Source organism: Mycobacterium persicum (assembly GCF_002086675.1).
GTDB lineage: Bacteria > Actinomycetota > Actinomycetes > Mycobacteriales > Mycobacteriaceae > Mycobacterium > Mycobacterium persicum.
Genome location: NZ_MVIF01000181.1, coordinates 1 through 4,324, shown reverse-complemented (window position 1 = coordinate 4,324; position 4,324 = coordinate 1). Strand labels below are relative to the sequence as shown.

The 4,324-nt window shown below is 68.0% G+C and carries 2 protein-coding genes and 1 pseudogene; 2 read left to right on the top strand and 1 reads right to left on the bottom strand.

Annotation, left to right across the window (positions count from 1 at the left end; translation table 11 throughout):
* A pseudogene (locus BST40_RS30355) lies at nucleotides 1–817 on the top strand (PE family protein); the annotation flags it as partial.
* Nucleotides 818–951: 134 nt separating this feature from the next.
* On the opposite strand, the gene uvrA reads toward BST40_RS30355, so the two are convergent.
* A complete protein-coding gene (gene uvrA / locus BST40_RS27375) occupies nucleotides 952–3,861 on the bottom strand; it encodes an excinuclease ABC subunit UvrA (RefSeq protein WP_083156460.1) in 2,910 nt (969 codons plus the stop codon).
* A gap of 153 nt (nucleotides 3,862–4,014) precedes the next feature.
* On the opposite strand from uvrA, the gene BST40_RS27370 reads away from it, so the two are divergent.
* Nucleotides 4,015–4,324 (top strand): MBL fold metallo-hydrolase (locus tag BST40_RS27370; protein WP_208618941.1); only part of this gene is annotated, 310 nt, incomplete at its 3' end.

Genomic DNA, 4,324 nt, shown 5'->3' with positions numbered 1-4,324 from the left:
CGGCGGTACAGGCGCTTTCGGTGGCAACGGCGGCAACGGGGGTGACAGCTTCGGTGGCGGTGGCGGTGTCGGCGGCAAGGGCGGTACCGGGGGCTTTGGCGCTGCTGGTGGTGCTGGCTTCCACGGTGGGGACGGTGGTGCCGGTGGCCGCGCCGGTCTGCTGGTCGGTGACGGTGGAGCCGGTGGTGTCGGCGGTATCGGCGGAGACGGCGGCAACGGTGCATCCGGCGGCAACGGTGGGCGCGGCGGGCTTGGTGGGTTCGCCAACGCCAGTGCCATCGGTGATGCCGGCGGCAATGGCGGCGGCGGCGGCACCGGCGGAGTCGGCGGCGTGGCCGGCGTCGGCAGGACCGGCGGCGCCGGCGGCGCCGGCGGTCTAGTCGGGCTGCTGCGCGGCTACGGCGGCGCCGGTGGTGTGGGTGGTATCGGCGGCCTAGGCGGTGTAGGCGGTACCGGCGGCATCGGCGGCGGCGGCGGCTCCGGTACCCCCGGCAGCCCCCCGACACCGCCAAACAATCCGGCAGGTCCGGGAGGCAACGGCGGAGCGGGAGGCGACGGCGGCGTGGGCGGTATCGGCGGAGATGGCGGAAACGGCGGAAACGGCGGAGTAGGTGGCGGCGGCGGACTCATCGGCCGACCCGGCGTGTCCGGCGCCGGCGGCACCGGCGGCCTTCCCGGCGGTGGCGGCACAGGAGGTGTCGGCAATGGCGGCGGGGCGCCTGGCGTCGGCGCACCAGATGGCTCACCGGGCGCAACTGGTAGCCCAGGGGCGCAGGGCGCCACCGGGAAAGCCGGCGCGCCCGGGGCGCCCGGCTGATCAAGGTCACGTCCTCGGCTTCAAACGGGTTGTCGAGTTGACCGGTCTTCGCCGCTGCTACAGACACAAAACGACGCGTCCACCCCTGGACATGATCGCGCCTGGACCGCGGCATGCGCCGCCGCTATTTCGGCTCAGGCGCTGACTTTGCGCCGGCGGTTCGACCGGGGTGGGCCCGCCGGCTTCCCGGTGCCGACGACTTCCGCCAGGAACTTGCCCGTGTAGCTTTCCGGCACGGCGGCGACGTCCTCCGGCGTGCCCTGGGCGACAACTGTTCCACCCCCCGCGCCACCCTCCGGTCCCATATCGACGATCCAGTCCGAGGTCTTGATCACGTCCAGGTTGTGTTCGATGACGATGACCGTATTGCCCTTGTCGACCAGACCGTTGATCACCTTCAGCAGCTTGCGGATGTCCTCGAAATGCAGGCCGGTGGTGGGTTCGTCGAGGATGTAAATGGTGCGCCCGGTCGAGCGTTTCTGTAACTCCGAGGCCAGCTTGACCCGCTGCGCCTCACCGCCGGACAGCGTCGGTGCGGGCTGGCCGAGCCTGACGTAGCCCAGGCCGACGTCGACGAGAGTCTGCAGGTAGCGGTGAATGCCGGTGATCGGCTCGAAGAACTGCGCCGCCTCCTCGATCGACATGTCCAGCACCTCGGAGATGGTCTTGCCCTTGTAATGCACCTCGAGGGTTTCCCGGTTGTAACGGGCGCCCTGGCACACCTCGCAGGGCACGTACACGTCGGGCAGGAAGTTCATCTCGATCTTGATGGTGCCGTCGCCGGTACAGGCCTCGCAGCGGCCGCCCTTGACGTTGAACGAGAACCGGCCCGGTTGGTAGCCGCGGACCTTGGCCTCGGTGGTGGCGGCGAACAGGGTGCGGATCTTGTCGAACACCCCGGTATAGGTGGCCGGGTTGGATCGCGGCGTGCGACCGATCGGCGATTGGTCCACCCGCACCAGCTTGTCCAGATGGTCCAGTCCGGCGACCCGGGTATGGCGGCCGGGAACCTGCCGGGCGCCGTTGAGCCGGTTAGCCAATACCGCCGCCAGGATGTCGTTGACCAGTGTCGACTTGCCCGACCCGGACACCCCGGTCACCGACGTCAGCACACCGAGCGGGAAGGACACGTCGATGCCGCGCAGGTTGTGTTCGCGGGCGCCGACCACGGTGAGCTGTCGCCGCGGGTCGGCAGGTCGACGGATCGCGGGAATATCGATGCTTTCCCGCCCGGACAGATAGGCTCCGGTGATCGAGTTCTTGTCGGCCAGCAGTTCGTCGTACGGTCCGCTGTGCACGATGCGGCCGCCGTGCTCGCCGGCGCCCGGCCCGATGTCGACGATCCAGTCGGCGTGGGCGATGGTGTCCTGGTCATGCTCGACGACGATCAGGGTGTTGCCCAAATCCCTTAGCCGGGTGAGGGTTTCGATGAGACGACGGTTGTCGCGCTGATGTAGGCCGATGGACGGCTCGTCGAGCACATACAGCACCCCCACCAGCCCGGAACCGATCTGGGTGGCCAGCCGGATGCGTTGCGCCTCACCACCGGACAGGGTGGCCGCCGCCCGCGACAGCGACAGGTACTCGAGCCCGACGTCGAGCAGAAACCCGAGCCGCGACTGGATTTCCTTGAGCACCTGCCCCGCGATCGCCTGCTCGCGCGGACCCAGGGCGAGGCGCTGAAGAAAGTCCGCGCACTCGGCGATCGACAGCTCGCAGACCTCGGCGATCGACTTGGGGCCGAGCTCGCGTCCGGCCAGCGTCACCGCCAGAATTTCCGGCTTGAGCCGGGTGCCTTCGCATACCGGGCACGGCACGTCGCGCATGAAGCCTTCGTAGCGTTCCTTCATCTGCTCCGACTCGGTCTGCGACATCTTGCGTTCCAAGAACGCCAGCACGCCCTCGAAATCGGCGTAGTACGACCGGGTGCGTCCATACCGGTTGCGGTAGCGCACGTGCACCTGCTCGTCGCAGCCTTCCAGAATCGCCTTGCGCGCCTTGGCCGGCAGCTTGCGCCAGGGAGTGTCGACATCGAAGCCCATCGCCTCGCCCAGCCCGGCCAGCATCCGGGTGAAGTACTCCGCGGTGTGGCCCGTCGACCATGGGGCGACCGCACCCTCGGCCAGGGTGCGGTCCGGGTCGGGCACCACCAGCTCCGGGTCGACCTCCTTGCGGATGCCCAGACCGCTGCATTCGGGGCAGGCGCCGTAGGGCGAGTTGAACGAGAACGACCGCGGTTCCAGGTCGTCGACGGCCAGGGCATGCCCGTTGGGGCAGGCGAGTTTCTCGGAGAACCGCTGCTCACGGTGCGGCGCGCCGGGTTCGTGGTCGGGGAACTCCAGCACCACGATGCCGTCAGACAAGTTCAGCGCGGTCTCCACCGAATCGGTGAGCCGCTGCTTGGCGGTGGCTTTGACGGTGAGGCGATCCACCACGACCTCGATGTCATGCTTTTCCTGTTTCTTCAGCTTCGGCGGATCGGTCAAGGAATGCACGACACCGTCGACCCGGACGCGGCTGTAGCCCTGGGCGTTCAGCTTGTCGAACAGGTCGGCGAACTCGCCTTTACGGGTGCGTACCACCGGCGCCAGCACCAGAAAGCGGGTGCCCTCCGCCATGGCCAGCACCTGGTCGACGATTTGCTGGGGCGTCTGGCGCGCGATCCGCTCCCCGCAGACCGGGCAGTGCGGCGTGCCGGCACGGGCATAGAGCAGCCGCAGATAGTCGTACACCTCGGTGATCGTGCCGACCGTCGACCGTGGGTTGCGATTGGTGGACTTCTGGTCGATGGACACCGCCGGAGACAGCCCTTCGATGAAGTCGACGTCGGGCTTGTCCATCTGCCCGAGGAACTGACGTGCATAGGCCGAAAGGGATTCCACGTAGCGCCGCTGACCCTCGGCGAAGATGGTGTCGAAGGCCAGCGACGATTTACCGGATCCGGACAATCCGGTGAAGACGATCATCGCGTCGCGGGGCAGGTCGAGGTCGACACTGCGCAGGTTGTGTTCGCGCGCACCCTTGACGATCAGGCGCTCAGCCACCCAGGCCCTTTCACTGACGGGTTCCTTCTCGAGTCGGAGTTCGTTCCCATGCTATGTGCCCGTACCGACAAGCATTCGGGGACCAGTAAGGTGACGCCTATGACCTGCGCCGATCGTCGCGGGTACCACCGCTTGCTGGGGAGAGTGGCGCACATGACCACCGTCGCTGACGACTACACCGGACACGTCGACCCGGGGACCGCGGCCCGGCGCACGCTACCCGGCGCCACCATCCTCAAGGCGTCGGTGGGGCCCATGGACAACAATGCCTACCTGGTGACGTGTGCTGCGACCGGCGAAACGTTACTGATCGACGCCGCCAATGACGCCGACGTGCTCTTCGACCTGATCCAGCGGTACGCGCCTAAAGTGTCGTTGATCGTCACCAGTCATCAGCACTTCGACCACTGGCAGGCGCTGCAGGCGGTGGCCGAAGCCACCGGCGCCCCCACCGCCGCCCACC